The 21,539-nt window shown below is 70.6% G+C and carries 24 protein-coding genes; 18 read left to right on the top strand and 6 right to left on the bottom strand.

Translation table 11 applies throughout. The features are described from left to right. The first annotated feature begins 45 nt into the window (after positions 1–45). From ACIPC1_RS30665 to ACIPC1_RS30655, 3 genes are all read left to right on the top strand, one after another. Complete coding sequence (locus ACIPC1_RS30665) at positions 46–1,281, top strand: alpha/beta fold hydrolase (protein WP_402522807.1); 1,236 nt, start codon at positions 46–48, stop codon at positions 1,279–1,281. Further along, positions 1,247–1,789 (top strand): tRNA (adenosine(37)-N6)-threonylcarbamoyltransferase complex ATPase subunit type 1 TsaE, encoded by a 543-nt coding sequence (gene tsaE / locus ACIPC1_RS30660; protein ID WP_402522804.1) that lies wholly within the window; start codon positions 1,247–1,249, stop codon positions 1,787–1,789. Before ACIPC1_RS30665 ends, tsaE begins: the two co-directional genes overlap by 35 nt. Before the next feature lie 221 nt (positions 1,790–2,010). Beyond that, the gene (locus tag ACIPC1_RS30655) at positions 2,011–2,202 is read left to right on the top strand and encodes a hypothetical protein (RefSeq protein ID WP_384380506.1); all 192 of its coding nucleotides are present in this window, start codon (positions 2,011–2,013) and stop codon (positions 2,200–2,202) included. A gap of 115 nt (positions 2,203–2,317) precedes the next feature. Here ACIPC1_RS30655 and ACIPC1_RS30650 read toward each other — a convergent pair whose 3' ends face one another. Beyond that, positions 2,318–2,872, bottom strand: a complete 555-nt coding sequence (locus ACIPC1_RS30650; protein WP_402522801.1) for a hypothetical protein — start codon at positions 2,870–2,872, stop codon at positions 2,318–2,320. 122 nt (positions 2,873–2,994) lie between these two features. Between ACIPC1_RS30650 and tsaB the strand changes: the two genes are divergently transcribed. The 5 genes from tsaB (at position 2,995) to ACIPC1_RS30625 (ending at position 6,696) form a co-directional block, all read left to right on the top strand. After that, positions 2,995–3,642 carry a tRNA (adenosine(37)-N6)-threonylcarbamoyltransferase complex dimerization subunit type 1 TsaB gene (gene tsaB, locus ACIPC1_RS30645; RefSeq protein ID WP_402522799.1) on the top strand — a complete coding sequence of 216 codons (648 nt, stop codon included), beginning with the start codon at positions 2,995–2,997 and terminating at the stop codon, positions 3,640–3,642. A gap of 17 nt (positions 3,643–3,659) precedes the next feature. Then, the gene (rimI, locus tag ACIPC1_RS30640; RefSeq protein WP_402522985.1) at positions 3,660–4,142 is read left to right on the top strand and encodes a ribosomal protein S18-alanine N-acetyltransferase; all 483 of its coding nucleotides are present in this window, start codon (positions 3,660–3,662) and stop codon (positions 4,140–4,142) included. Positions 4,143–4,147: 5 nt separating this feature from the next. After that, the gene (tsaD, locus tag ACIPC1_RS30635; RefSeq protein ID WP_402522796.1) at positions 4,148–5,245 is read left to right on the top strand and encodes a tRNA (adenosine(37)-N6)-threonylcarbamoyltransferase complex transferase subunit TsaD; all 1,098 of its coding nucleotides are present in this window, start codon (positions 4,148–4,150) and stop codon (positions 5,243–5,245) included. Further along, positions 5,242–5,493 carry a hypothetical protein gene (locus ACIPC1_RS30630; RefSeq protein ID WP_402522794.1) on the top strand — a complete coding sequence of 84 codons (252 nt, stop codon included), beginning with the start codon at positions 5,242–5,244 and terminating at the stop codon, positions 5,491–5,493. Before tsaD ends, ACIPC1_RS30630 begins: the two co-directional genes overlap by 4 nt. Positions 5,494–5,604: 111 nt before the next feature. Beyond that, on the top strand, positions 5,605–6,696 hold the full coding sequence (locus tag ACIPC1_RS30625) for an LCP family protein (protein ID WP_402522791.1): 1,092 nt from the start codon (positions 5,605–5,607) through the stop codon (positions 6,694–6,696). Positions 6,697–6,938: 242 nt separating this feature from the next. On the opposite strand, the gene ACIPC1_RS30620 is transcribed toward ACIPC1_RS30625, so the two are convergent. Then, positions 6,939–7,631, bottom strand: coding sequence for a TetR/AcrR family transcriptional regulator (locus ACIPC1_RS30620; RefSeq protein ID WP_402522789.1), 693 nt, complete (start codon positions 7,629–7,631; stop codon positions 6,939–6,941). A gap of 52 nt (positions 7,632–7,683) precedes the next feature. On the opposite strand from ACIPC1_RS30620, the gene ACIPC1_RS30615 reads away from it, so the two are divergent. The 3 genes from ACIPC1_RS30615 to ACIPC1_RS30605 all read left to right on the top strand — a co-directional run bounded on the left by ACIPC1_RS30615 (position 7,684) and on the right by ACIPC1_RS30605 (position 11,023). Continuing rightward, a complete protein-coding gene (locus tag ACIPC1_RS30615) occupies positions 7,684–9,171 on the top strand; it encodes an MFS transporter (protein ID WP_402522787.1) in 1,488 nt (495 codons plus the stop codon). 41 nt (positions 9,172–9,212) lie between these two features. Continuing rightward, positions 9,213–9,569 carry a YciI family protein gene (locus tag ACIPC1_RS30610; protein WP_402522785.1) on the top strand — a complete coding sequence of 119 codons (357 nt, stop codon included), beginning with the start codon at positions 9,213–9,215 and terminating at the stop codon, positions 9,567–9,569. Positions 9,570–9,697: 128 nt separating this feature from the next. Next, positions 9,698–11,023 carry an RNA polymerase sigma factor gene (locus tag ACIPC1_RS30605; protein ID WP_402522783.1) on the top strand — a complete coding sequence of 442 codons (1,326 nt, stop codon included), beginning with the start codon at positions 9,698–9,700 and terminating at the stop codon, positions 11,021–11,023. A 10-nt stretch (positions 11,024–11,033) separates the two neighbouring features. On the opposite strand, the gene ACIPC1_RS30600 is transcribed toward ACIPC1_RS30605, so the two are convergent. Then, positions 11,034–12,236 (bottom strand): SAM-dependent methyltransferase, encoded by a 1,203-nt coding sequence (locus tag ACIPC1_RS30600; RefSeq protein ID WP_402522781.1) that lies wholly within the window; start codon positions 12,234–12,236, stop codon positions 11,034–11,036. A 123-nt stretch (positions 12,237–12,359) separates the two neighbouring features. Between ACIPC1_RS30600 and ACIPC1_RS30595 the strand changes: the two genes are divergently transcribed. From ACIPC1_RS30595 to groL, 4 genes are all read left to right on the top strand, one after another. Next, positions 12,360–13,232 (top strand): polysaccharide deacetylase family protein, encoded by an 873-nt coding sequence (locus ACIPC1_RS30595; protein WP_402522779.1) that lies wholly within the window; start codon positions 12,360–12,362, stop codon positions 13,230–13,232. Then, positions 13,229–14,005 (top strand): polysaccharide deacetylase family protein, encoded by a 777-nt coding sequence (locus tag ACIPC1_RS30590; protein ID WP_402522777.1) that lies wholly within the window; start codon positions 13,229–13,231, stop codon positions 14,003–14,005. Before ACIPC1_RS30595 ends, ACIPC1_RS30590 begins: the two co-directional genes overlap by 4 nt. Before the next feature lie 213 nt (positions 14,006–14,218). Next, positions 14,219–14,527, top strand: a complete 309-nt coding sequence (groES, locus tag ACIPC1_RS30585) for a co-chaperone GroES (RefSeq protein WP_266455850.1) — start codon at positions 14,219–14,221, stop codon at positions 14,525–14,527. Between the two features lie 122 nt (positions 14,528–14,649). Continuing rightward, entirely contained in the window at positions 14,650–16,278 is a 1,629-nt protein-coding gene (gene groL / locus ACIPC1_RS30580; protein ID WP_384380546.1) for a chaperonin GroEL, read from the top strand. 100 nt (positions 16,279–16,378) lie between these two features. Here the strand turns inward: groL and ACIPC1_RS30575 are convergent, their stop codons facing one another. Together ACIPC1_RS30575 and ACIPC1_RS30570 are read right to left on the bottom strand one after the other, a co-directional pair. Beyond that, positions 16,379–17,152, bottom strand: coding sequence for an SDR family NAD(P)-dependent oxidoreductase (locus ACIPC1_RS30575; RefSeq protein WP_402522773.1), 774 nt, complete (start codon positions 17,150–17,152; stop codon positions 16,379–16,381). A gap of 128 nt (positions 17,153–17,280) precedes the next feature. After that, on the bottom strand, positions 17,281–17,949 hold the full coding sequence (locus ACIPC1_RS30570; protein WP_402522770.1) for an MOSC domain-containing protein: 669 nt from the start codon (positions 17,947–17,949) through the stop codon (positions 17,281–17,283). Positions 17,950–18,030: 81 nt separating this feature from the next. Here ACIPC1_RS30570 and ACIPC1_RS30565 point away from each other — a divergent pair, with 81 nt between their 5' ends. Next, positions 18,031–18,936: a LysR family transcriptional regulator gene (locus ACIPC1_RS30565; RefSeq protein ID WP_402522768.1), complete on the top strand. Its 906-nt coding sequence runs from the start codon at positions 18,031–18,033 to the stop codon at positions 18,934–18,936. Between the two features lie 81 nt (positions 18,937–19,017). On the opposite strand, the gene ACIPC1_RS30560 is transcribed toward ACIPC1_RS30565, so the two are convergent. Next, entirely contained in the window at positions 19,018–19,347 is a 330-nt protein-coding gene (locus ACIPC1_RS30560; RefSeq protein WP_365436969.1) for a WhiB family transcriptional regulator, read from the bottom strand. 390 nt (positions 19,348–19,737) lie between these two features. On the opposite strand from ACIPC1_RS30560, the gene ACIPC1_RS30555 reads away from it, so the two are divergent. Both ACIPC1_RS30555 and ACIPC1_RS30550 read left to right on the top strand, forming a co-directional pair. Next, positions 19,738–20,349: a response regulator transcription factor gene (locus tag ACIPC1_RS30555; RefSeq protein WP_003948568.1), complete on the top strand. Its 612-nt coding sequence runs from the start codon at positions 19,738–19,740 to the stop codon at positions 20,347–20,349. Between the two features lie 268 nt (positions 20,350–20,617). Continuing rightward, positions 20,618–21,193: a sigma-70 family RNA polymerase sigma factor gene (locus ACIPC1_RS30550; RefSeq protein WP_266455832.1), complete on the top strand. Its 576-nt coding sequence runs from the start codon at positions 20,618–20,620 to the stop codon at positions 21,191–21,193. Positions 21,194–21,539 lie beyond the last annotated feature (346 nt).

Below are 21,539 nucleotides of genomic sequence, written 5' to 3'. Positions count from 1 at the left end.
GCCAGGTCACCGAAGAGTGCGGAAACCGGCGAAGAGGAGCGGGAAGTGAGCGAGAGCAGCGCGGGGGCCGTCGCGGGTGCGGCCTCGGCGGTCGCCGCCTCCGCCGGGAACTGGCGCAAGGCCGGGATCGCGGGCGTCGCCATAGGCGTGGTCGCGGCGGGTGCCGCCGCCGGCGTCGCCATAGAGCGGCTCACGGTCGGCCGCGGTATGCGGGAGCGGGCCCGGCTCGCCCTCGACTCGGCGGGACCGTACGGCGCCCTGCGCGGCACTCCCGGCAAGGCGTACGCGGACGACGGCACGGAGCTGTACTACGAGGTCGACGACGCCGAGCCCGAGGCCCCACTGGGCGGTCGCCGACGGCGTCTGTTCGGCCGCAAGGCCCCGGTCCCCGTCACCGTCGTCTTCAGCCACGGCTACTGCCTCAACCAGGACTCCTGGCACTTCCAGCGGGCCGCGCTGCGCGGAGTCGTGCGCATGGTGCACTGGGACCAGCGCAGCCACGGGCGGTCCGGCCGGGGTGTCGCCCAGGTCAAGGACGGGACGCCGGTCACCATCGACCAGCTCGGCCAGGACCTCAAGGCCGTCATCGACGCGGCCGTGCCGGAGGGGCCGATCGTGCTGGTCGGGCACTCCATGGGCGGGATGACGGTGATGGCGCTGGCCGACCGGTACCCCGACCTCATCCGCGACCGGGTCGTCGCCGTCGCACTGGTCGGTACGTCGTCGGGGCGGCTCGGCGAGGTCAACTTCGGGCTGCCCGTCGCGGGCGTCAACGCGGTGCGATGGGCGCTGCCGAGTGTGCTGAAGGCGCTCGGTCAGCAGGCCGCCCTGGTGGAGCGGGGGCGGCGGGTCACCGCCGATCTGTTCGCCGGGATCATCAAGCGGTACTCGTTCGCGAGCAAGGACGTCGACCCGGCGGTCGAGCGGTTCGCCGAGCGGATGATCGAGGGCACGCCGATCGACGTGGTCGCCGAGTTCTACCCGGCGTTCACCGAACACGACAAGACCGCGGCGCTCGTGCACTTCGCGGACATGCCCGTCCTCGTCCTCGCCGGCGTCAAGGACCTGGTGACCCCGAGCGAGCACAGCGAGGCGATCGCGGACCTGCTGCCGGACGCCGAGCTGGTGCTCGTACCGGACGCCGGACACCTCGTGATGCTGGAGCACCCCGAGGTCGTCACGGACCGTCTCGCCGACCTCCTGATGCGCGCGGGAGCCGTACCGGCAGGGGCTACGGTTGCTGGCTATGGAACGACCAGCAGCACCGCACAGCCCGGCTGAGCCCACCGCGGGGGGCGTCGGCGTCCGGATCACCGTCAACTCTCCGGAGCAGATGCGCGAGTTGGGCCTCCGCCTGGCCAAGCTGGTGCGCGCGGGCGACCTGGTGATGCTGAACGGCGAGCTCGGCGCGGGCAAGACGACGCTGACCCGCGGCCTGGGAGAGGGGCTCGGTGTACGGGGTGCGGTCACCTCGCCGACCTTCGTCATCGCGCGCGTGCACCCCTCCCTCGGCGAGGGTCCGCCGCTCGTCCACGTGGACGCGTACCGCCTCGGTGGCGGGCTCGACGAGATGGAGGACCTCGATCTCGACGTCTCGCTGTCCGACTCGGTGATCGTCGTGGAGTGGGGCGAGGGCAAGGTCGAGGAGCTGACCGACGACCGGCTCCAGGTCGTGATCCACCGGGCCGTGGGGGACACCACGGACGAGGTACGACACGTCACGCTGACCGGGCTCGGCGAGCGCTGGGCGACGGCCGATCTGAGCGGGTTGTCGGCGCTCTCGGCCTGAACACACGCGCTCTCGGCCTGAACATGCCCGCGCTCGGCCTGGGAGCGGGTGGGCGCGCGGGATTCTTCGTACACGCGCGGGATTCTTCGTACATTCGAATAACGTTCCGACAAGACGTCGGCAAGCTGTTGCGTTTCGCGTCCTGGGCGTGGTCACATGGACATCAGTCCGTGGTTAGGTCTACCTAACCACGGTGGCCCCCGAAGCTCCAGGAGGCGTCCATGTCCGCTTCAGAACGGTCGGCTTCAGAACGTGACGTGCCGGCGCAGCAGCCGCGGGTGGCCGTCGGGGTGTCGATGCGGGATCTGCTGGCGTCGTGCGTTCTCGCCGAGGCGGTTTCGCGTGCGCCGCGCGCGCCACTGCCCGAGGTGTCCGAGCCCGCCGGTGTCGAACAGCCCCGTCGGGCCGCGTAGTCCTTGTCCGCGGGGCCGGTTTCCGCGGGTCCGGTGGGGGCTGGTCGCGCCCACGCGGCGGAGCCGCATATATGTCACAGCCCCGCGCCCCTGACGGGGCCCCTGAGGGGGCGCTCTACTGGACGACCACGACCTTCACGCCCACCGTCGCGAAGGTCCACATCGCGTCGCCGTCCGCGCGGGACTCGCGGATGCCGCCGAGCTTCCGGGCGGCGTCCGGGGCGGTGGTCGAGCCGTTGAGGGCCGCGCTGAAGCCGATCGCGATGCCGTCGACGCTGGTGAACCGTACGACGTGCTCGATCTGCACCCCGTCCGACCCGGTGACCGCGTTGGCGCGGGTCGTGACGGCGTAGGTGCCGACGGTCGGGTCCACCGTGCCGGGGGTGACCTCGAAGGTGCGCTGCACCTTGTTGTTCGCGGCGACCAGCCACACGCGGTCGTTGCCGGTCGCGTAGACGACGCGCTCACCGGTGCCGGACGCGGTGGGCAGCGCGTTCGGGTTCGCCGGGGCCCCGGGGGTCTTCGAGACGGAGGCCTTGGGCGTCACGCTCGTGTCCGCTTTGCCCAGGGTGTCCGGCACGCTCGCGGACGCCTGGTAGGCGAGGAAACCGACCCCGGCGATCGCCGCCACGGTGAGCCCGGCCACGATTCCCGAGCTGCTCCTAGCCACCTTGTGCGCCTACCTCTCGAACCACGTTCTTACCCTGTACGTCGCTTGTGGTGACGGTAGCAGGAGGGGCCCGGCAGACCGGGGCGGCCGTACGTCAGGCTCGGGCGCCGTACGCTGTTTGCGTGCTCTTGCTCGCTCTGGATACCGCCACCCCCGCCGTGACCGTCGCCCTGCACGACGGCACATCCGTCATCGCCGCGTCGAGCCAGGTGGACGCACGTCGGCACGGGGAACTGCTGCTGCCGGCCGTCGACCGGGTGCTCGCCGAGGCCGGCCTGCGTCTCGACGCCGTCACCGGCATCGTGGTCGGCGTCGGCCCGGGCCCCTATACCGGACTGCGCGTCGGCCTCATGACCGCCGACACCTTCGCTCTCGCGCTCGGCGTGCCCGCGTACGGCCTGTGCACCCTCGACGGCCTCGCGTACGCGGCCGACATCGAGGGCCCCTTCGTCGTGGCGACCGACGCACGGCGCAAGGAGGTCTACTGGGCGCGGTACGCCGATCCCCGTACCCGCGTGTCGGAGCCCGCCGTGGACCGGCCCGCGGACCTGGACCTCGGCGGTCTGCCCGTCGTCGGGGCGGGCGCGCTGCTCTACCCCGACACCTTCCCGGACGCCCGCGCGCCCGAGCACGTCTCGGCGGCCGCGCTGGCCTCCCTGGCCGCGGAGAAGCTCGCCGCGGGCGAGGAACTGGCCGTCCCCCGGCCGCTCTACCTGCGCCGCCCCGACGCCCAGGTGCCCAAGAACTACAAGGTGGTCACCCCCAAGTGACCCCCGTGCTGCGCGAGATGCGCTGGTGGGACATCGATCCCGTACTGGAGCTGGAGAAGGACCTCTTCCCCGAGGACGCCTGGTCGCGGGGGATGTTCTGGTCCGAGCTGGCCCATTCGCGGGGGCCCGAGGCGACGCGTCGCTATGTCGTGGCCGAGGACGAGGGGCGCCTCTTCGGGTACGCGGGACTCGCGGCCTCCGGCGACCTGGGCGACGTACAGACGATCGCGGTACGCCGCGAGCAGTGGGGCACGGGGCTTGGCGCACGGCTGCTGGCCGAACTGCTGCGGGCCGCGACCGCGTTCGAGTGCGCCGAGGTGCTGCTCGAGTGCCGGGTGGACAACGTGCGCGCGCAGAAGCTGTACGAGCGCTTCGGCTTCGAGGCCATCGGGTTCCGGCGCGGCTACTACCAGCCGGGGAACGTCGACGCCCTCGTGATGCGCCTCAACGACCCTTCCACCTCAGTAAACGGCGTACAAGGAACCGAGATCAATGGTTGAGAGCAATGGCTGACGAACCGCTCGTCCTCGGCATCGAGACCTCCTGCGACGAGACCGGCGTCGGCATCGTCCGCGGCACCACGCTGCTCGCGGACGCCATCGCGTCGAGCGTCGACGAGCACGCGCGCTTCGGCGGGGTGGTGCCCGAGGTCGCCTCGCGGGCGCACCTCGAAGCCATGGTGCCGACCATCCAGCGCGCCCTGAAGGAGGCGGGGATCGCCGCCTCGGACCTGGACGGGATCGCGGTGACCGCCGGCCCCGGGCTCGCGGGTGCGCTGCTCGTCGGGGTCTCGGCGGCGAAGGCGTACGCCTATGCGCTGGGCAAGCCGCTGTACGGCGTGAACCATCTCGCCTCGCACATCTGCGTCGACCAGCTCGAACACGGTCCGCTGCCCGAGCCGACCATGGCGCTGCTCGTCTCCGGCGGCCACTCCTCGCTGCTCCTTTCGAGTGACATCACCTCCGACGTACGGCCGCTCGGCGCGACCATCGACGACGCGGCCGGCGAGGCCTTCGACAAGATCGCGCGGGTGCTGAACCTCGGCTTCCCCGGCGGCCCGGTCATCGACCGGTACGCGAAGGAGGGCGACCCGAAGGCGATCGCGTTCCCGCGCGGGCTCACCGGGCCGCGCGACGCGGCGTACGACTTCTCCTTCTCCGGTCTGAAGACCTCCGTGGCCCGTTGGATCGAGGCCAAGCGGGCGGCGGGGGAGGAGGTGCCGGTGCGCGATGTCGCCGCGTCCTTCCAGGAGGCGGTCGTCGACGTGCTGACGCGCAAGGCCGTACGGGCCTGCAAGGACCAGGGCGTCGACCACCTCATGATCGGCGGCGGGGTGGCCGCCAACTCCCGCTTGCGGGTGCTCGCCCAGGAGCGGTGCGAGGCCGCCGGGATCCGGCTGCGGGTGCCGCGGCCGAAGCTGTGCACGGACAACGGAGCGATGGTGGCCGCGCTGGGCGCCGAGATGGTGGCGCGGAACCGGTCCGCCTCCGACTGGGATCTGTCGGCGGACTCGTCGCTGCCGGTGACCGACACGCATGTGCCCGGACACGGACATTCCCATGACCATGTGCATGAGGTCAGCAAGGAGAACCTGTACTCGTGAGCGTCGCGCTGATGTGGGAGGCGCGGGCTGTCTCCGGGCGCGGCGAGGAGTTGCTCGACTGGGTGCGGAAGCAGGAGCTGGCGGCCCCGCCACTGCGTCAGGAGATCTTCCGGGCGCCGCAGGACCGGGTGCTCGTCATCACCTGGTGGGACGCGCCCTACGACGCCGAACTGCCCGAACTTCCGGAGCCGGACGGGGAGTTGGTCGGCCGGGCCGTCCATCGGTGGCGGTTCGAGTCGGTGTCCTGACACTGGGGCGATGTTTTGGGTTTCGGCGTTCGGACCTTAGCCAGGCCTGAGAAGTCTGAGATTTTCCGAAGGAAAGCCCAGAAGAGTTCCTGCTCGTAATAATTCGGACTTATGTTCCTGCGCGTGACTGCTGAATACGAGCGCGGGGACGACTACGTGGGCGTCGGGAGACGTGGGGGCCGGCGGCGGGGCCTGCTGAAAGCCGCCGGGATCGTGTTCGCCGGCGCCTTCGTGCTCGCAGCCGCGGGGGCGGGCTGGACCTACTGGCACCTGAACCAGAACATCAAGAGCGTCGACATCAACAGCGCGCTCGGCGACGACCGCCCGCCGAAGATCGTGTCGACGCCCTCGGCGGCCGCCTCCGCCTCCGCTTCGGCCTCCGCGACCCCGCTCCCCAGCGGGGCGCTCAACATCCTGGTCCTCGGCTCCGACTCCCGCAGCGGCGAGGAGAACGCGGCGCTGGGCGGCGGCAGCAGCTCGGGTGCCCGCTCCGACACGGCGATGGTCGTCCACATCGACGAGGGCCGTACCGCGGCGACGGTGGTCAGCATCCCGCGCGACACCCTGGTCACCCGCCCGTCGTGCCCCACCTCGTCCGGTGGGACGACCGCGGTGGCGTACAACTCGATGTTCAACAGCGCCTACTCGGTGGGCGGTCCGGTCTGTGCGGTGAAGACGGTCGAGGCCATCACCAACGTCCGCATGGACCACTTCATCGAGATCGACTTCTCCGGCTTCGCGGACCTCGTGGACGCGCTCGGCGGCGTCACCGTCACCACGGACGAGGACATCGACGACGACGACAGCCACCTGCACCTGGAGGCGGGCACCCACCACCTCGACGGCACCCAGGCGCTGGCCCTCGCGCGCACCCGGCACGGCATAGGCGACGGCAGCGACCTGGGCCGGATAGGCCTCCAGCAGACCTTGGTGAAAGCCCTGTTGGAGCAGATCCGGACGACCGATCTGCTCACCGACCCCGCCAAGCTCTACAAGGTCGCCGACGCGGTCACCGGCAGCCTCACGACCGACACCGGTCTCGACTCGCTGACCGAACTGATCAGCCTCGGCCAGAGCCTGCAGTCGCTGCCCGCGGACGCGCTCACGACGGTCACCATGCCGGTCGTGACGGCGCCCTCGGACCCGAACAGGGTGGTGGCGAACGAGCCGGAGGCGAGCGATCTGTGGGCGTCACTCAGGTGACGACCCGGCCCGGCCCTTTCGGGGGACTGCTTACGCGGCCACGGGTATCGCCGTCCACCTGTTGATCGACAGGGAAGCCGCGGCTGTCACGGTGTATTCAGATCCGGAAGACGGCATATGCCGCTCGGGTAACGCTCGGCCTTTCGGCGCCGCGATCGAGCTGCCCGAACCCGTCGGCTTCCCCCTGGACACCGAGAAGCCGAAGGACCTCGCCGACTGAGCAAACCCTGGCAGCGTTCCTGTCACGCCCCGGACGTCCGGGAGTCCCGCCGCAGCGCCCCGTCCACCACCGCCCGCAGCTGCACCGTCACGTCGTACCCCTCCGTCAGGTCCTCCCATCGGTCCGACAGGGCTGTCAGGTAGGGGAGTTCAGCAGCGTCCTCGTCCTTCAGCAGGGCGGGGAAGTGCCGCTTGCGGTCCGGCTCCGCCGCCCGGCGGTCGACGGCGCGGCGGAAGACGAGGTCGCCGTACACGCAGTACCAGATGGTGCGGTACGCGCGGACCGCCTCGTCGGGAGTGAGACCGCAGGCGACGGCGGAGGCGATGATCTCCTCGACCATCCACAGCGCGCCCCTGTCCGTGAGGTCGCCGAGGCCCAGGACCTCGACCACCCAGGGCATGCTGCGCAGCACCGCGTGCATGTGGAGGGCGGTGGCCAGGGCGCGGTCGCGCGGGTCCTCGGGCAGCGCGGGGCGCGGGACCGTGGCCGCCATGCCGGACAGGGTGAGCATCAGCAACTCGTCCTTGTCGCGTACGTGGTGGTAGAGCGCCATCGGCGTCGTGCCGACCTCCTTGGCGACCCGGCGCATGGAGACGGCGTCGACGCCCTCCTCCCGGATGATCCGCCGGGCCACGTCGACGATCTGCGATGCCTCGATACGGCGCGGGCGCCCCACTGGCTTGGTCCCGCTCTCCGCACTTCCTTTTTCTGCCACGGGAGCATTCTCCCCCGTTGAATTTCTATACGCGTATAGTAACCTGCCTGTCATGGTGAACTCGCAGATACAGCAAGCTCGTTGGCGAGCCGGGCTCATGCCCGTACTCCTCGCCGTGCAGTTCCTCGTCTCGCTCGACATGTCCGTCGTCAATGTCGCGCTGCCGGCCATCGGCAGCGACCTCGGATTCGGCGGTGAGTCGCTGACCTGGGTCGTCAACGCCTACGCGCTCACCTTCGGCGGCCTGCTCATGCTCGGCGGGCGGCTCGCCGACCTCGTCGGTCGGCGACGGGTGCTCATGGGCGGCTTCGCGGTCTTCGGCGCCGCGAGCCTCGCGGGCGGACTCGTCGGCTCGCCGGGGGAGTTGATTGCCGCGCGCGCCGTGCAGGGTGTCGGGGCTGCCTGTCTGGCCCCCGTCGCGCTCGCCCTCATCACCACCAACTATCCGGCGGGGGCGGCCCGTTCACGTGCGCTCGGGCTGTGGGGCGCGGCCGGCGCGGTCGGCGGTGCGGTCGGGATGCTCGCGGGCGGACTGCTCACCGACTGGGCGGGCTGGCGCGCGGTCATGCTCATCAACGTGCCGGTGGTCATCTCCGCCCTGGCGGTGGCCCGGTACGCCGTCCCCGCCGACCGGCATACGGGGGCGAGGGAGCGGCTCGACCTGGCGGGCGCCCTGCTGGTCACGGCCGGGACGACCGCACTCGTCTTCGGACTGGTTCGCACGCAGGCGTACGGCTGGACGGCCGGGCCGACCCTCGGCACCCTCGCCGGGGCGGTCCTGCTCCTCGGCGCCTTCGCCATCACGGAGGCGCGCGTACGGCGCCCGCTGCTGCGACTCGGGATCCTGGCCGGTGGCCCGGTGCTCGCCGCGAACGTCTTCACCCTGCTGATGTCGGCGGGCCAGATCGCCGCCTTCTACTTCACCTCGCTCTACATGCAGCAGGTGCTCGGCTACGGCCCCACGGCCACGGGGTGTGCGTTCCTGCCGTTCTGCGCGGGCATCGTCGTGGGCTCGGCCGTCGCCACCCGCCTGATGGGGCGAGTCGGCGCGCGGGCGCTGCTGGTGGCGGGCGGGCTGCTGGGCGCGGCCGGGTTCGCGTGGTTCGCGCTCGCCGTGGCGGTCGACGGAGGCTTCTGGCTGTCGGTGCTCGGGCCGTCCGCGCTGGCGAGTGTCGGCATCGGGATGTGTTTCGTACCGATAGGGACTGCCGCCACGACGGGGGTGGCCGCGCCGGAGACCGGGATGGCCTCCGGGCTGCTCAACAGCTCGCGTCAGGTCGGTGGAGCCGTGGGGCTCGCGGTGTTGGTCACGGTCGCGGCGAGCGCGACGGGAGCCGGTCCCGCGGGGCGCGTGCAGGGGTTCTCGGCGGCCTTCTGGCTGACCTCCGGGCTGCTGGCCGCGGCGTCCGTGGCGGCCGCCGTGCTGTACGGGAAGCCGCAACGGCGGCTGCGACCTGCGAAAACGCTCCCTGGGGAAGAAATCTCGAAAGTTTCCGGAGACAGTGTCGAGACAGGCGTCTCCCGTTCGACGCATGAGTGAGAGGCAGGGACAGTCCCCGCCCCACTGCTGGAGGAGTCACCATGCCGCGCTACCTGTCCATGATCCGTATCGACGAGGCCAACGCCCCCGCCGAGGGACCCAGCCCCGAGCTGATGCAGCGGATGGGGGAGCTGCTCGAGGAGATGACCAAGGCGGGCGTGATGCTGGACACCGCCGGGCTCACGCCCTCCTCGCAGGGCACCCGGGTCCGCTGGGAGAAGGGTGAACTGACCGTCACCGACGGCCCGTTCACCGAGTCCAAGGAGGTCGTCGGCGGCTACGCGATCATCCAGGCCAAGGACAGGGCCGAGGCGATCGAGTGGACCAAGCGCTTCCTCAAGGTCCACGAGGAGCACTGGACGGTCACGTCCGAGGTGCGGGAGATCGCGGAGGGCTGAGCGGTCGGGCGAGCGGTTCCTTGGCCTACGGTCGCCGCGGGTGTCTGAGCGGTTCCTTGGTCCATGGCCGTCGCGGGTGTCTGAGCGGCCCTTGGCTCACGGCCGTCGCGGGTGTCTGATGGGCTGCTGTGGAACAGCAGCCCCCCAGCACTCCCCGTACCTCAGCCCAGACTGCCGCAGCCGCGGAAGGCGTAGCCGCCTCCGACGCCGCGGTAACCGTAGAGACGATCTTCCGGATCGAGTCCCCGCGGGTCATCGCCGGTGTCACCCGCATCGTCCGCGACGTCGGTATCGCCGAGGAGCTGGCGCAGGATGCCCTGGTCGCGGCGCTGGAGCAGTGGCCGCGGGACGGGGTGCCGGACAACCCGGGTGCCTGGCTCACGGCCGCGGCCAAGCACCGGGCGATCGACCTCGTACGCCGCCGGGAGCGTTACGCGCGCAAGCTGGAGGAGATCGGGCGTGACCTGGACACGATCACGCCCTTCGAAGAGCCCGCCGACCCGGACGACATCGACGACGACCTGCTGAGGCTCGTCTTCACCACCTGTCATCCCGTCCTCTCCGCCGAGGCCCGCATCGCGCTCACGCTGCGGCTGCTCGGCGGTCTGACCACCCCCGAGATCGCCCGCGCCTACCTCGTCCCGGAGGCGACGATCGCCCAGCGCGTCGTGCGCGCCAAACGGAAACTGGCGACGAAGGGGGTCGCCTTCGAGGTGCCGTACGGCCCGGAGCGGGCGGCGCGCCTCGGGTCCGTCCTTGAGGTCATCTACCTGATCTTCAACGAGGGGTACGCGGCCACCGCGGGCGAGGACTGGCTGCGCCCCGCGCTGTGCGAGGACGCCCTGCGACTGGCCCGCGTACTGGCCGAGTTGATGCCCAAGGAACCCGAAGTGCACGGACTTGCCGCACTGTTGGAGCTCCAGACGTCACGCGCGACCGCCCGCACCGGCCCGTCGGGCGAGCCGGTCCTGCTCAGGGACCAGAACCGCCGCCGCTGGAACCGCATGCTGATCCGCCGTGGCTACGCCGCCCTCGGCCGCGCGAACGCCGTCACCACCACGGGCCCCGGCCCGTACGCCCTCCAGGCCGCCATCGCCGCGTGCCACGCGCAGGCGTACGCGTACGAGGACACGGACTGGGGTCAGATCGCCGCCCTGTACGGACTCCTGGCCGTCCGATCGCCGTCCCCCGTGGTGGAGTTGAACCGTGCGGTCGCCGTCTCGATGGTGGACGGCCCGGCGCCCGCCCTGGAAATCGTCGACGCGCTCACCGCCGAACCGGCCCTCCGCGACTACCACTTGCTGCCCAGCGTCCGAGGGGATCTGCTCGCCCGACTCGGGCGTACGGCGCAGGCGCGGGCGGAGTTCGAACGGGCGATCGCGCTGACGCGCAACGAGCAGGAGAGGGAGCTGCTGCGGGCGCGGGTGCGTGAACTGGACCCGCCGCAGTCCTGAGACGGCGAGATCAGGCAGGGCCCAGCGGGTGCCCCACCAGCATCGTCGGCGCCCCCGCGACCCGGGTCAGGAACACCGTCGCCGAGTTCGGACCCTGCGCCTTCGGAAGCACCTTCCGTCGCAACTCCTCCGGCTCGACGGCCGACCCCCGCTTCTTCACCGTCAGTACTCCCACCTCCCGTTCCCTCAGCAGCGCCTTCAACTTCTTCACGCCGAAGGGGAGTTGGTCGGTGATCCGGTAACCGGAGGCGTACGGGGTCGCCCGCGCGGCGTCCGTCGTGATGTACGCGATCGTCTCGTCGACCAGCCCGCCGTCCAGCTCCTCGGCCACCTCCGCGACCAGATGGGCACGGATGACGGCGCCGTCGGGCTCGTACAGATACCGCCCGACCGACCGCACCGCCGGATCCGGCAGCCCGCGCCCCCGTACCTCGCGCGGACCCGGCAGCAGCGTGGCCCGCACCAGGCCCGGCTCGGTGCCGAACCAGAGCACCGCCTCCTTCACGTCCCCGCCGTCCGAGATCCACTCGGCCTCCGCCTCGGCCGGAATCGCCTCGTGCGGGACACCGGGAGCGATCTTCAGGGCGGCGAGCGGAGCCTTCGAGGCGGTGCCGACCGCCCACGACAGGGGCGGTGAGTATGCCTCCGGGTCGAAGATCCGGCCACGGCCGCCCCTGCGTGCGGGGTCCACGAAGACGGCCTCGTACGCCGACACGTCCACCTCCGTGACATCCGCCTCGCGCACCTCGATCAGGTCCGCGAGGCCGAGCGCGTCGGCGTTCGCGCGTGCCACCGCCACCGTCAGCGGGTCCCGGTCGACGGCGAGGACCCGGATCCCGGCGCGGGCGAGTGCGATCGCGTCACCGCCGATGCCGGAGCAGAGGTCGGCGACCGAGCGGACGCCGAGGGCGCGCAGGCGCTGCGCGCGGTGTGTCGCGACGGTCGTGCGGGTCGACTGCTCCACCCCGTTGGGGGTGAAGTACATCCGCTCGGCGTCCTCGGCCCCGAACTTCGCCGCCGCCCGCTGCCGCAGCCGTGCCTGCCCGAGGGCCGCCGAGACCAGCGCGGCGGGGTGCTCGCGGCGCAGCCGGGTGGCGACGGCCAGTTCCTGCGCCGGATCGGTGCCGCGCACCTCGTCGAGCAGGGCGCGGCCCTCGGGGGTGAGCAGGGTGGCGAAGGAGGCGAGGGGGGACGGCGGATCGAGGTCGTTCACCGGGCCATTGTGGGCCAGTCGGTGGACGGTGTGCGTCCGGCCGCGGTGTCGTGGCCTCGTGCGGGCCGTGGCCTGCGAGGATCCGGCGCCATGCGATCAGTAAGACAAAATTACAAAAACGGGATGAAATTGACGGCTGCCCGCACCGGCATCGCCGCGCTCGCCCTGGCCGCCCTCGTGTCCGGCTGCGCCTCGGGAGCCGACCCCACGTCCGTGAAACCGGTGCCCGGCCGCCAGGCGCCGCCCGCCCTCGACGCCGCCGCCAAGCTCCGGCTCGCGCAGGCCGCCCGAGCCGCCGCGGCCAAGCGCTGGGGCCTGGCCAAGACGCCGCTGACCGCTCCCGCGCCGCCGGCCAAGAAGCCGGTCATCGAGTTCCGCGACGGCTTCGAGGTCGAGGACGGGGAGGACCTGCCGCCCGTCTTCACCACCATCCCCACCAAGGACAAGGTCGTCTTCCTCACCATCGACGACGGCGCCGAGAAGGACCCGGCCTTCCTGCGGATGATGAGCGACCTGAAGATCCCGTACACCGCCTTCCTCAGCGACTACCTGGTCAAGAAGGACTACGGGTACTTCCGCAAGATGCGCGACCGTGGCGTCGTACTCAACAACCACACCCTCCACCACCCCTACCTGCCCGGGCTCTCCTACGAGCGGCAGAAGCGCGAGATCTGCGGCATGCAGGACGTGATGAAGAAGCAGTTCGGCAAGCGCCCGACGCTCTTCCGGCCGCCGTACGGCAACTACAACGAGGACACCCTGCGGGCCGCCAAGTCCTGCGGCATCAAGGCCGCCCCGCTGTGGAACGAGGAGATCTTCGTCGACCACTGGGAGTACCGCGAGTGGGACCGCGATCTGCACTCGGGCGACATCGTCCTGACCCACTTCCGCGGCAAGGAGGACTGGAAGGGCACGATGCCCGACATGGTCCGCCGCTTCATGAAGATGGTGACCGACAAGGGATACGCCGTGGCCCGCCTTGAGGACTACTTGTGAGACCGCGGTCCCGCGGGCTCATCGTGGGACTGCTCACCTCGGTGCTGCTGTCGGGCTGCGCCCAGTCCGTCGACCCGATCGAACGGCTGGGAACGAAGGCGGCGCGCGAGGTGAGCAAGGCGCGCTCGCACGGGCCGACCCTGGCGACGTACCGCCGCTGGGGCCTGTCCGCGCCGCTCGCCCCCGCGCCGAAGCCGTCCGCCCGGGCCACCGTGCCCGTCGCGGGTCCGGGCCTCGCGCCGGTCGTGGACCGGGTGCCCACCCGGGACAAGGTGGTCTTCCTGACGTACGACGACGGTGCCGAGCGGGATCCGCGGTTCGTCGACATGGTCCGTGAACTGCGGCTGCCGGTCAGCATGTTCCTCACGGACAGCGTGGTCGGGCCGGGGTACGGGCACTTCGCGCGGCTGCGTGCGGTCGGCGCGACCGTGCAGAACCACACCCTGGACCACCCCTCCCTGCGGGGCCTGCCGTACGTCGGCCAGCGCGCCGAGATCTGTGGCCAGCAGGACAAGCTCAAGCAGCGCTTCGGCATCCGCCCCCGCTTTCTGCGGCCCCCGTACGGGACGTACGACACCACCACGCTGCGTGCCGCCGCGGACTGCGGGATCGCTGCCGTCGTACGAGGGCGGGACGCCGACGCGGGCCCGCTGCGGACCGGCGACATCCTGTCCGGCTTCGACGCCCCGAACCTCACGGCGGCGACGGTCGCTCTGCTGCGCCGGGTACAGGCGGAGGGGTTCACCGCGGCCCGCCTGGAGGACTACCTCTGACGCATCTCAGGGCCGCGATTTCACGGGTTCATGGGCGCCGCGTTGGCACTCCGCTTGACCGAGTGCTAATCACGGTCATAGTCTCAGGTCTGGCACTCCCCCCTGGAGAGTGCCAATGACGACAGGTAGATCCGGCTCCCGCGACGACGGGTCCACCTGGTCGCCACCTCAGACAGTTAACCCCGTGAGATCTCCGAAGGGGGAGGTCGGATCGTGACGACCACCAGCTCCAAGGTTGCCATCAAGCCGCTCGAGGACCGCATTGTGGTCCAGCCGCTCGAAGCCGAGCAGACCACGGCCTCTGGCCTGGTCATCCCGGACACTGCAAAGGAGAAGCCCCAGGAGGGCGTCGTCCTTGCCGTGGGCCCGGGCCGTTTCGAGGACGGTAACCGTCTTCCGCTCGACGTCGCCGTCGGCGACATCGTGCTGTACAGCAAGTACGGCGGCACCGAGGTGAAGTACAACGGCGAGGAGTACCTCGTCCTCTCGGCTCGCGACGTGCTCGCGATCATCGAGAAGTAATTCACCCAGTTTTTGCAATGAGCTGCGCCCCTGGCCCCCCGCGACCGCAAGTAGCCGGGTGTCGGGGGCGCCGTTCGTTCTCCCCAGATTTTCCAGAGTTTCGAGAGGGCTGAATCGCTCCCATGGCGAAGATCCTGAAGTTCGACGAGGACGCCCGTCGCGCCCTCGAGCGCGGCGTCAACAAGCTGGCCGACACGGTCAAGGTGACGATCGGCCCCAAGGGCCGCAACGTCGTCATCGACAAGAAGTTCGGCGCTCCCACCATCACCAACGACGGCGTCACCATCGCGCGCGAGGTCGAGCTCGACGACCCGTACGAGAACCTCGGTGCCCAGCTGGTGAAGGAGGTGGCGACCAAGACCAACGACATCGCGGGTGACGGTACGACCACCGCCACCGTGCTCGCCCAGGCGCTCGTGCGCGAGGGCCTGAAGAACGTCGCCGCCGGCGCGTCCCCCGCCCTCCTCAAGAAGGGCATCGACGCCGCCGTCAAGGCTGTGTCCGAGGAGCTCCTCGCGACCGCCCGGCCGATCGAGGACAAGGCCGACATCGCGGCCGTCGCCGGTCTGTCCGCCCAGGACAGCCAGGTCGGCGAGCTCATCGCCGAGGCGATGGACAAGGTCGGCAAGGACGGTGTCATCACCGTCGAGGAGTCCAACACCTTCGGTCTGGAGCTGGACTTCACCGAGGGCATGGCCTTCGACAAGGGCTACCTGTCGCCGTACTTCGTGACGGACCAGGAGCGCATGGAAGCGGTCCTCGAAGACCCGTACATCCTCATCCACCAGGGCAAGATCTCCTCCATCCAGGACCTGCTGCCCCTGCTGGAGAAGGTCATCCAGGCCAACGCCTCGAAGCCGCTGCTGATCATCGCCGAGGACGTCGAGGGCGAGGCCCTGTCGACCCTGGTCGTGAACAAGATCCGCGGCACCTTCAACGCCGTCGCGGTGAAGGCCCCGGGCTTCGGCGACCGCCGCAAGGCCATGCTGGGCGACCTCGCCACCCTCACCGGCGGTCAGGTCATCGCCGAGGAGGTCGGCCTCAAGCTCGACCAGATCGGCCTGGACGTGCTGGGCACCGCCCGCCGCGTCACCATCACCAAGGACGACACGACCGTCGTCGACGGTGGCGGCGACTCCTCCGAGGTCGTGGGCCGCGTCAACCAGATCAAGGCCGAGATCGAGAACACCGACTCCGACTGGGACCGCGAGAAGCTCCAGGAGCGCCTCGCGAAGCTGGCCGGCGGCGTGTGCGTGATCAAGGTCGGCGCCGCCACCGAGGTGGAGCTCAAGGAGAAGAAGCACCGTCTGGAGGATGCCATCTCCGCGACCCGCGCCGCGGTCGAGGAGGGCATCGTCTCCGGTGGTGGCTCCGCGCTCGTCCACGCCGTCAAGATCCTTGAGGGCAACCTCGGCAAGACGGGCGACGAGGCCACGGGTGTCGCGGTCGTCCGCAAGGCCGCCGTCGAGCCGCTGCGCTGGATCGCCGAGAACGCGGGCCTGGAGGGTTACGTCATCACCTCCAAGGTCGCCGAGCTCGACAAGGGCCAGGGCTTCAACGCCGCCACCGGCGAGTACGGCGACCTGGTCAAGGCCGGCGTCATCGACCCGGTCAAGGTCACCCGCTCCGCTCTGGAGAACGCCGCCTCCATCGCCTCCCTGCTCCTCACGACCGAGACCCTGGTCGTCGAGAAGCCGGCCGAGGAAGAGGGCGACGCGGGTCACGGCCACGGTCACGGCCACTCGCACTGAGGCTCCGGCTTCCGCGGAAGCCCTCGTTCCCCCAGGGAACGGGGGCTTTTCCCGTGCACCGCGGGCTCCGGCTCTGCCGCTCCCACTGGTCCTGCCGGCCCTACTGGGGCCCGTACTTCCGCCCGGTCCTGGACGCGACCCCGCCCAGCAACGCCTGCGGTGTCACCTTCACCAGGCCCAACAGCGCCTTGTAGCGCGGGTCGGGAATCGACAGGGTCTTGCCGCGGGCCAGGTCCGTGAGCGCGGCGGCGACCAGCTTGTCGGCGTCCAGCCACATCCAGTTGGGGATGTTGTCCGTGCTCATGCCGGCGCGCTCGTGGAACTCCGTGCGCACGAATCCGGGGCACAGCGCCATCAGCCGTACGCCGCTGCCGGCCAGGTCCCCCGCCGCGCCCTGCGTGAACTGCACGACCCACGCCTTGGACGCCCCGTACGTCCCCCGGGGCAGGAACGCCCCCACCGAAGCGACGTTGACGACCCCGCCCCGCCCGCGCTCCCGCATGGCCTCGGTCGCCGCCGAGGTCAGCCGCAGCACCGCCTCGCAGTGCACCTTGAGCATCGTCAGCTCGTCGGCCATCGACACCTCGAGATAGCGGCCCCTGTTGCCGAAGCCGGCGTTGTTGACCAGCAGGTCGACCGGGTTCTTGCGGTCGCTCAGCCGCTTGGCGACCGCCTCGATGCCGTCGTCCGTCGCCAGATCCGCGGTCAGCACCTCCGCCTCGATGCCGTGCCGGTCGTGCAGCTCCGTCGCCTGCTCACCCAGCCGCTCGGTGTCACGCGCCACCAGCACGAGATTGTGGCCGTCAGCCGCCAGACGCCGCGCGAAGGCGGCGCCGATACCCGCGGTCGATCCAGTAATCAGAGCCGTTGTCATGGCGCAAGGTTAATGACCTGTCCTGTGGTCCGGCGCCCCGCGCCCCCACGCCCGCGCGCGCCGCACGACTTCCGCGCAGGGTGTGCGACCGCCGGCGTATCCGCTGCCCGGACAGGTCCCCCAGGTCCTCAGGCGCCGAGCGTCGTCACGTACTTCTCGGCGATCGCGCGCGACTCCGGATGCAGCGAATCGCCCGCGCCCAGCAGTCGCGGCAGCAGTTCCCGCTCGGTCGTGACCGCACGGAACTGGAGGGCGACCGTGACGTCGTGGTCCGGCCTGTGCACGATCTCGATCGGGTCACCGGAGCGGATCTCGCCGGGTTCGACGACCCGCAGATACGCGCCGGGTGCCCCCTTCTGGGTGAAGCGCTTCACCCAGCCCTTCTCGCCGAGGTGTTCCTGGAAGGTCCGGCAGGGGATGCGCCCGCAGGTGACCTCAAGGACCACCTCGGGCCCGATGCGCCAGCGCTCACCGATCAGCGCCCCGGACACGTCGACTCCCTGCGTCGTGAGGTTCTCGCCGAAGGAGCCGGCGGACATCGTCCGGCCCAGCTCGCGTTCCCAGTCGTCGAGATCCTCGCGTGCCACCGCGTACACGGCCTGGTGCTCCCCGCCGTGGTGCCGCCTGTGGCACACCGCGTCCCCGGCGAGGCCGCTCCCACCGGTCCCCTTGGGCCCGGGCGCCTCGACCCGCACCGGCCCCGGCACCGGCTGTTTGTCGATGCCGGTCACCCCCTCGGGCTGGTCCGTGTACTCGACGGCCCGCGCCCGGCCCAGATTCAGCGACAGAAGCTTCATGACGACCACGCTAGGCGATGAAGAGCCAAAGCTGCGACGCAATATTCGCTTCTGCACCCAAGAAACCCTTATGCTCAAAATGTGATCGAGGCCCGTCATCTCCGTGTCCTGCGCGCCGTCGCCGCCACCGGCTCCTTCTCGGCGGCGGGACGGGAACTGGGCTGCACCCAGCCCGCCGTCAGCCAGCAGATGAAGGCACTCGAAGCGTCCGTCGGCACCCCGCTGCTCATCCGTACGGGCCGCGAGATGCGTCTGACGCAGGCGGGCGACGCACTCGTCCGGCACGCGGCCGGCATCATCGCGGGGCTGACGGCCGCCGAGGAGGAGGTCGCCGCCATCGCGGGCCTGCGCGCGGGCCGCGTCCGACTCGTCTCCTTCCCCAGCGGCAGTTCCACGCTCGTACCCACGGCCCTCGCCGCCCTGCGCGCCGCGCACCCCGGCACCCGGGTCTCCCTGGAGGAGGCCGAGCCGCCGCGCTCCGTCGAGATGCTCCGCGACGGCGACTGCGACATCGCCCTCGCGTTCCGCTACGAGGGGGTGACGGGCGTCGATGCGGTCGAGGAGTGGGACGACCTCGTCGTACGTCCCCTGCTGCTCGACCGCCTGGTCGGGCTCGTCCCCGAGAGCCACCCCCTCGCCGGATCCGGGTCGGTCGCGATCGGCGAACTCGCCGGGGACCCGTGGATCGCGGGCTGCCCACGCTGCCGCCGACAACTGGTCGAGGTCTGCCGAGGTGCGGGCTTCGAGCCCCGTATCGACTTCGCCACCGACGACTACCCGGCCGTGGTCGGCCTGGTGGGCGCCGGCCTCGGGGTTGCGGTTCTTCCGGAGCTCGCCATCGAGTCCGTACGGCCCAAGGGGGCGCGCATGGTGACGGTGGAGCCCCCGTTGCGGCGGGAGATCGTCGCGCTCACGCTGCCGGATCTCGCCCAGGTGCCCGCGGTGGCAGCGACGCTGGACCGGCTGGCGCGGGCGGCGCAGCGGTAGTCCCGGCGCGGGGCACGTAGGGGAGCGGGATCAGAAAAGTAGGGGCACGCGTGCGCGTGCCTGGTCGGCAGAAACGTTCCTTCAGTTGTTCGAAGGAGGACTGCTTCCGGTGGCCGACGCCGAGACCAGCCGGTTGCGTGCCCGTCCCATGAGTTCTTCGCGCTCGTCCTCGGTCAACCCGCCCCACACGCCGTACGGCTCGCGCACCGCCAGCGCGTGTGCCGCGCACTCCGCGCGAACCGGGCATCGCATGCAGACCTCTTTGGCCGAGTTCTCGCGAGCGCTCCGTGCCGCACCGCGCTCGCCCTCCGGGTGGAAGAAGAGCGAGCTGTCGACCCCGCGGCAAGCCGCGAGGAGCTGCCAGTCCCAGAGATCCGCGTTCGGACCGGGAAGGCGGGAGAAATCTGCCATTGCGTGTCCCCTTGTTGCCGTTCTGGGCTGCTATGTGCCCACCGACCGTACATCTACGATCTAAGGAGATGAAAATATGACTCATTGCGAATCTAGCCTCAGACACCAGAAAAAGGGAAGAAATCGGGCTAAATGGGGCATGGGTTGTGATGAAAGGTTGTGGGTCCGCCGCGCATGTCTGCACCGTGTCCGCGCCCTCACGTACAGTGCCGAAGACGACCGGCTGCCCCGTAACTCTTTCGAGTGACCGTCGTTGAGATTGCCGAGGCGGTCGAAGGAACAAGCGCTCGGGCAGACGGCAGTTTCCGTCGGCGAGTGTCGACCGCATTGGTGACGATTCGTACCAGCCTGGAGGCTCAAGGTGACGCGCATCAGCTGCGGAGGACGGCCATGACATCTGTCCTCGTCTGCGACGACTCCCCGCTTGCCCGAGAGGCGCTGCGCCGTGCGGTGGCGACCGTGCCCGGCGTCGAGCGTGTGACGACGGCGGCCAACGGCGAGGAAGTACTCCGCCGCTGGGGTGCCGACCGTTCGGACCTGATTCTGATGGACGTACGCATGCCCGGTCTGGGCGGCGTCGAGACTGTTCGGCGGCTGTTGTCCGCCGACCCCGGTGCGCGCATCATCATGCTCACCGTTGCCGAGGACCTGGACGGCGTGGCGCTCGCCGTCGCCGCCGGTGCCCGCGGCTATCTGCACAAGGACGCCTCGCGTGCCGAACTGCGCGCGACGGTGACCCAGGCGCTCGCCGACCCCACCTGGCGGCTCGCCCCGCGCAGACTGCGGTCGGCCGAGATGGGCGCCGCGCCCACGCTCACCGCGCGGGAGATCCAGGTCCTGGAGGGTATGAGTCACGGTCGCTCCAACGCGGAGATCGGCCGTGAGCTGTTCCTCTCCGAGGACACCGTGAAGACGCACGCCAGGCGGCTCTTCAAGAAGCTCGGTGCCTCGGACCGTGCGCACGCCGTGGCGCTCGGTTTCCGGTGGGGCCTGGTTCGCTAAGTGTGCCGCCGTGGGGGTGCAACGGCAGTAGTCCCTGCCCGTCTTGTGGCGGGCGGGGCCGGGCCCTCGGAGAGAGCTTCTTCGATGCCTGATCCCCGTTTCCCGGCGGATGCCGCATCCTTGAGGTGTGGAGTTCCTCGGGGACGATTCGGTCGAGCGGAAGGGGAGGGCGCAGGAGATGAGTTCCGGCGCACCTGCTCATAACGCTTCGGTGCACAACTATGGACGCGGTGCCACGGATCGAACGACGCCGAGGCACCATGGACCGATGCGCGACGACGAGACGACGGTGATCGGTGCGCTCGTCCATCGCGCGGTCGACGGCGACGAGCAGGCAACGCACGATCTGCTCGCCCATGTTCACCCTCTCGCGCTGCGCTACTGCCGCACCCGTCTGTCCCGGCTTCCGGGCGACGCGCGGCACTTCGTGGAGGACCTGGCGCAGGAGGTCTGCGTCGCGGTGCTTCTCGCGCTGCCGCGCTACAAGGACACCGGGCGCCCCTTCGAAGCGTTCGTCTTCGCCATCGCCGGGCACAAGGTCGCCGACCTGCAGCGCGCGGCGATGCGGCATCCCGGTTCCACCGCCGTCCCCTCGGACGAGATGCCCGAGCGGCCCGACGACTCCCTCGGCCCCGAAGAGCGCGCCCTGCTCAGCAGCGACGCCGAATGGGCCAAGAAACTCCTGGCCAACCTCCCCGACAACCAACGCGAGCTACTCCTGCTGAGGATCGCGGTGGGCCTCACGGCCGAGGAGACCGGCCAGATGCTGGGAATGTCACCGGGAGCGGTACGGGTGGCCCAACACCGAGCACTGAGCCGCCTGCGGGCGTTGGCGGAGCAGTAGCCGGACCTGTCTTTGGGGCGGGGTTTTCTGGTTCTTTTGCGCTCCTTGCTGCGCCGCGATGGCGTGTGGGGGGGCGTGGGGGTGGGGGTGTTCGGCGGTGCCGGGTGTGGGTTGGCCGGGGCGGTGGCTTTTCTCCGCCGGGGCGGCGGGCAGCCGGGTGGGTGGTGAGCGGCGGTGCCCGGCGGTGGTCCGGCGGTGGTCTGGCCGGGATAGCGGGTTTTTCTTCGCCGCGTCGGCAGCGCCGCGTCGGCGGGTTTCTCTTCACGGCGGCGGGGAGCTGGACGGCGGTGTTCGGCGGTGCCGGTGTGGCTCAGCCGGGACGGCGGTGCCGGGGATGCGGGCTGGT

The organism is Streptomyces sp. NPDC087263 (assembly GCF_044744645.1).
Classification (GTDB): domain Bacteria; phylum Actinomycetota; class Actinomycetes; order Streptomycetales; family Streptomycetaceae; genus Streptomyces.
The sequence above is the reverse complement of the archived record's forward strand: the minus strand, read 5'-3'. Positions and strand labels throughout refer to the sequence as shown.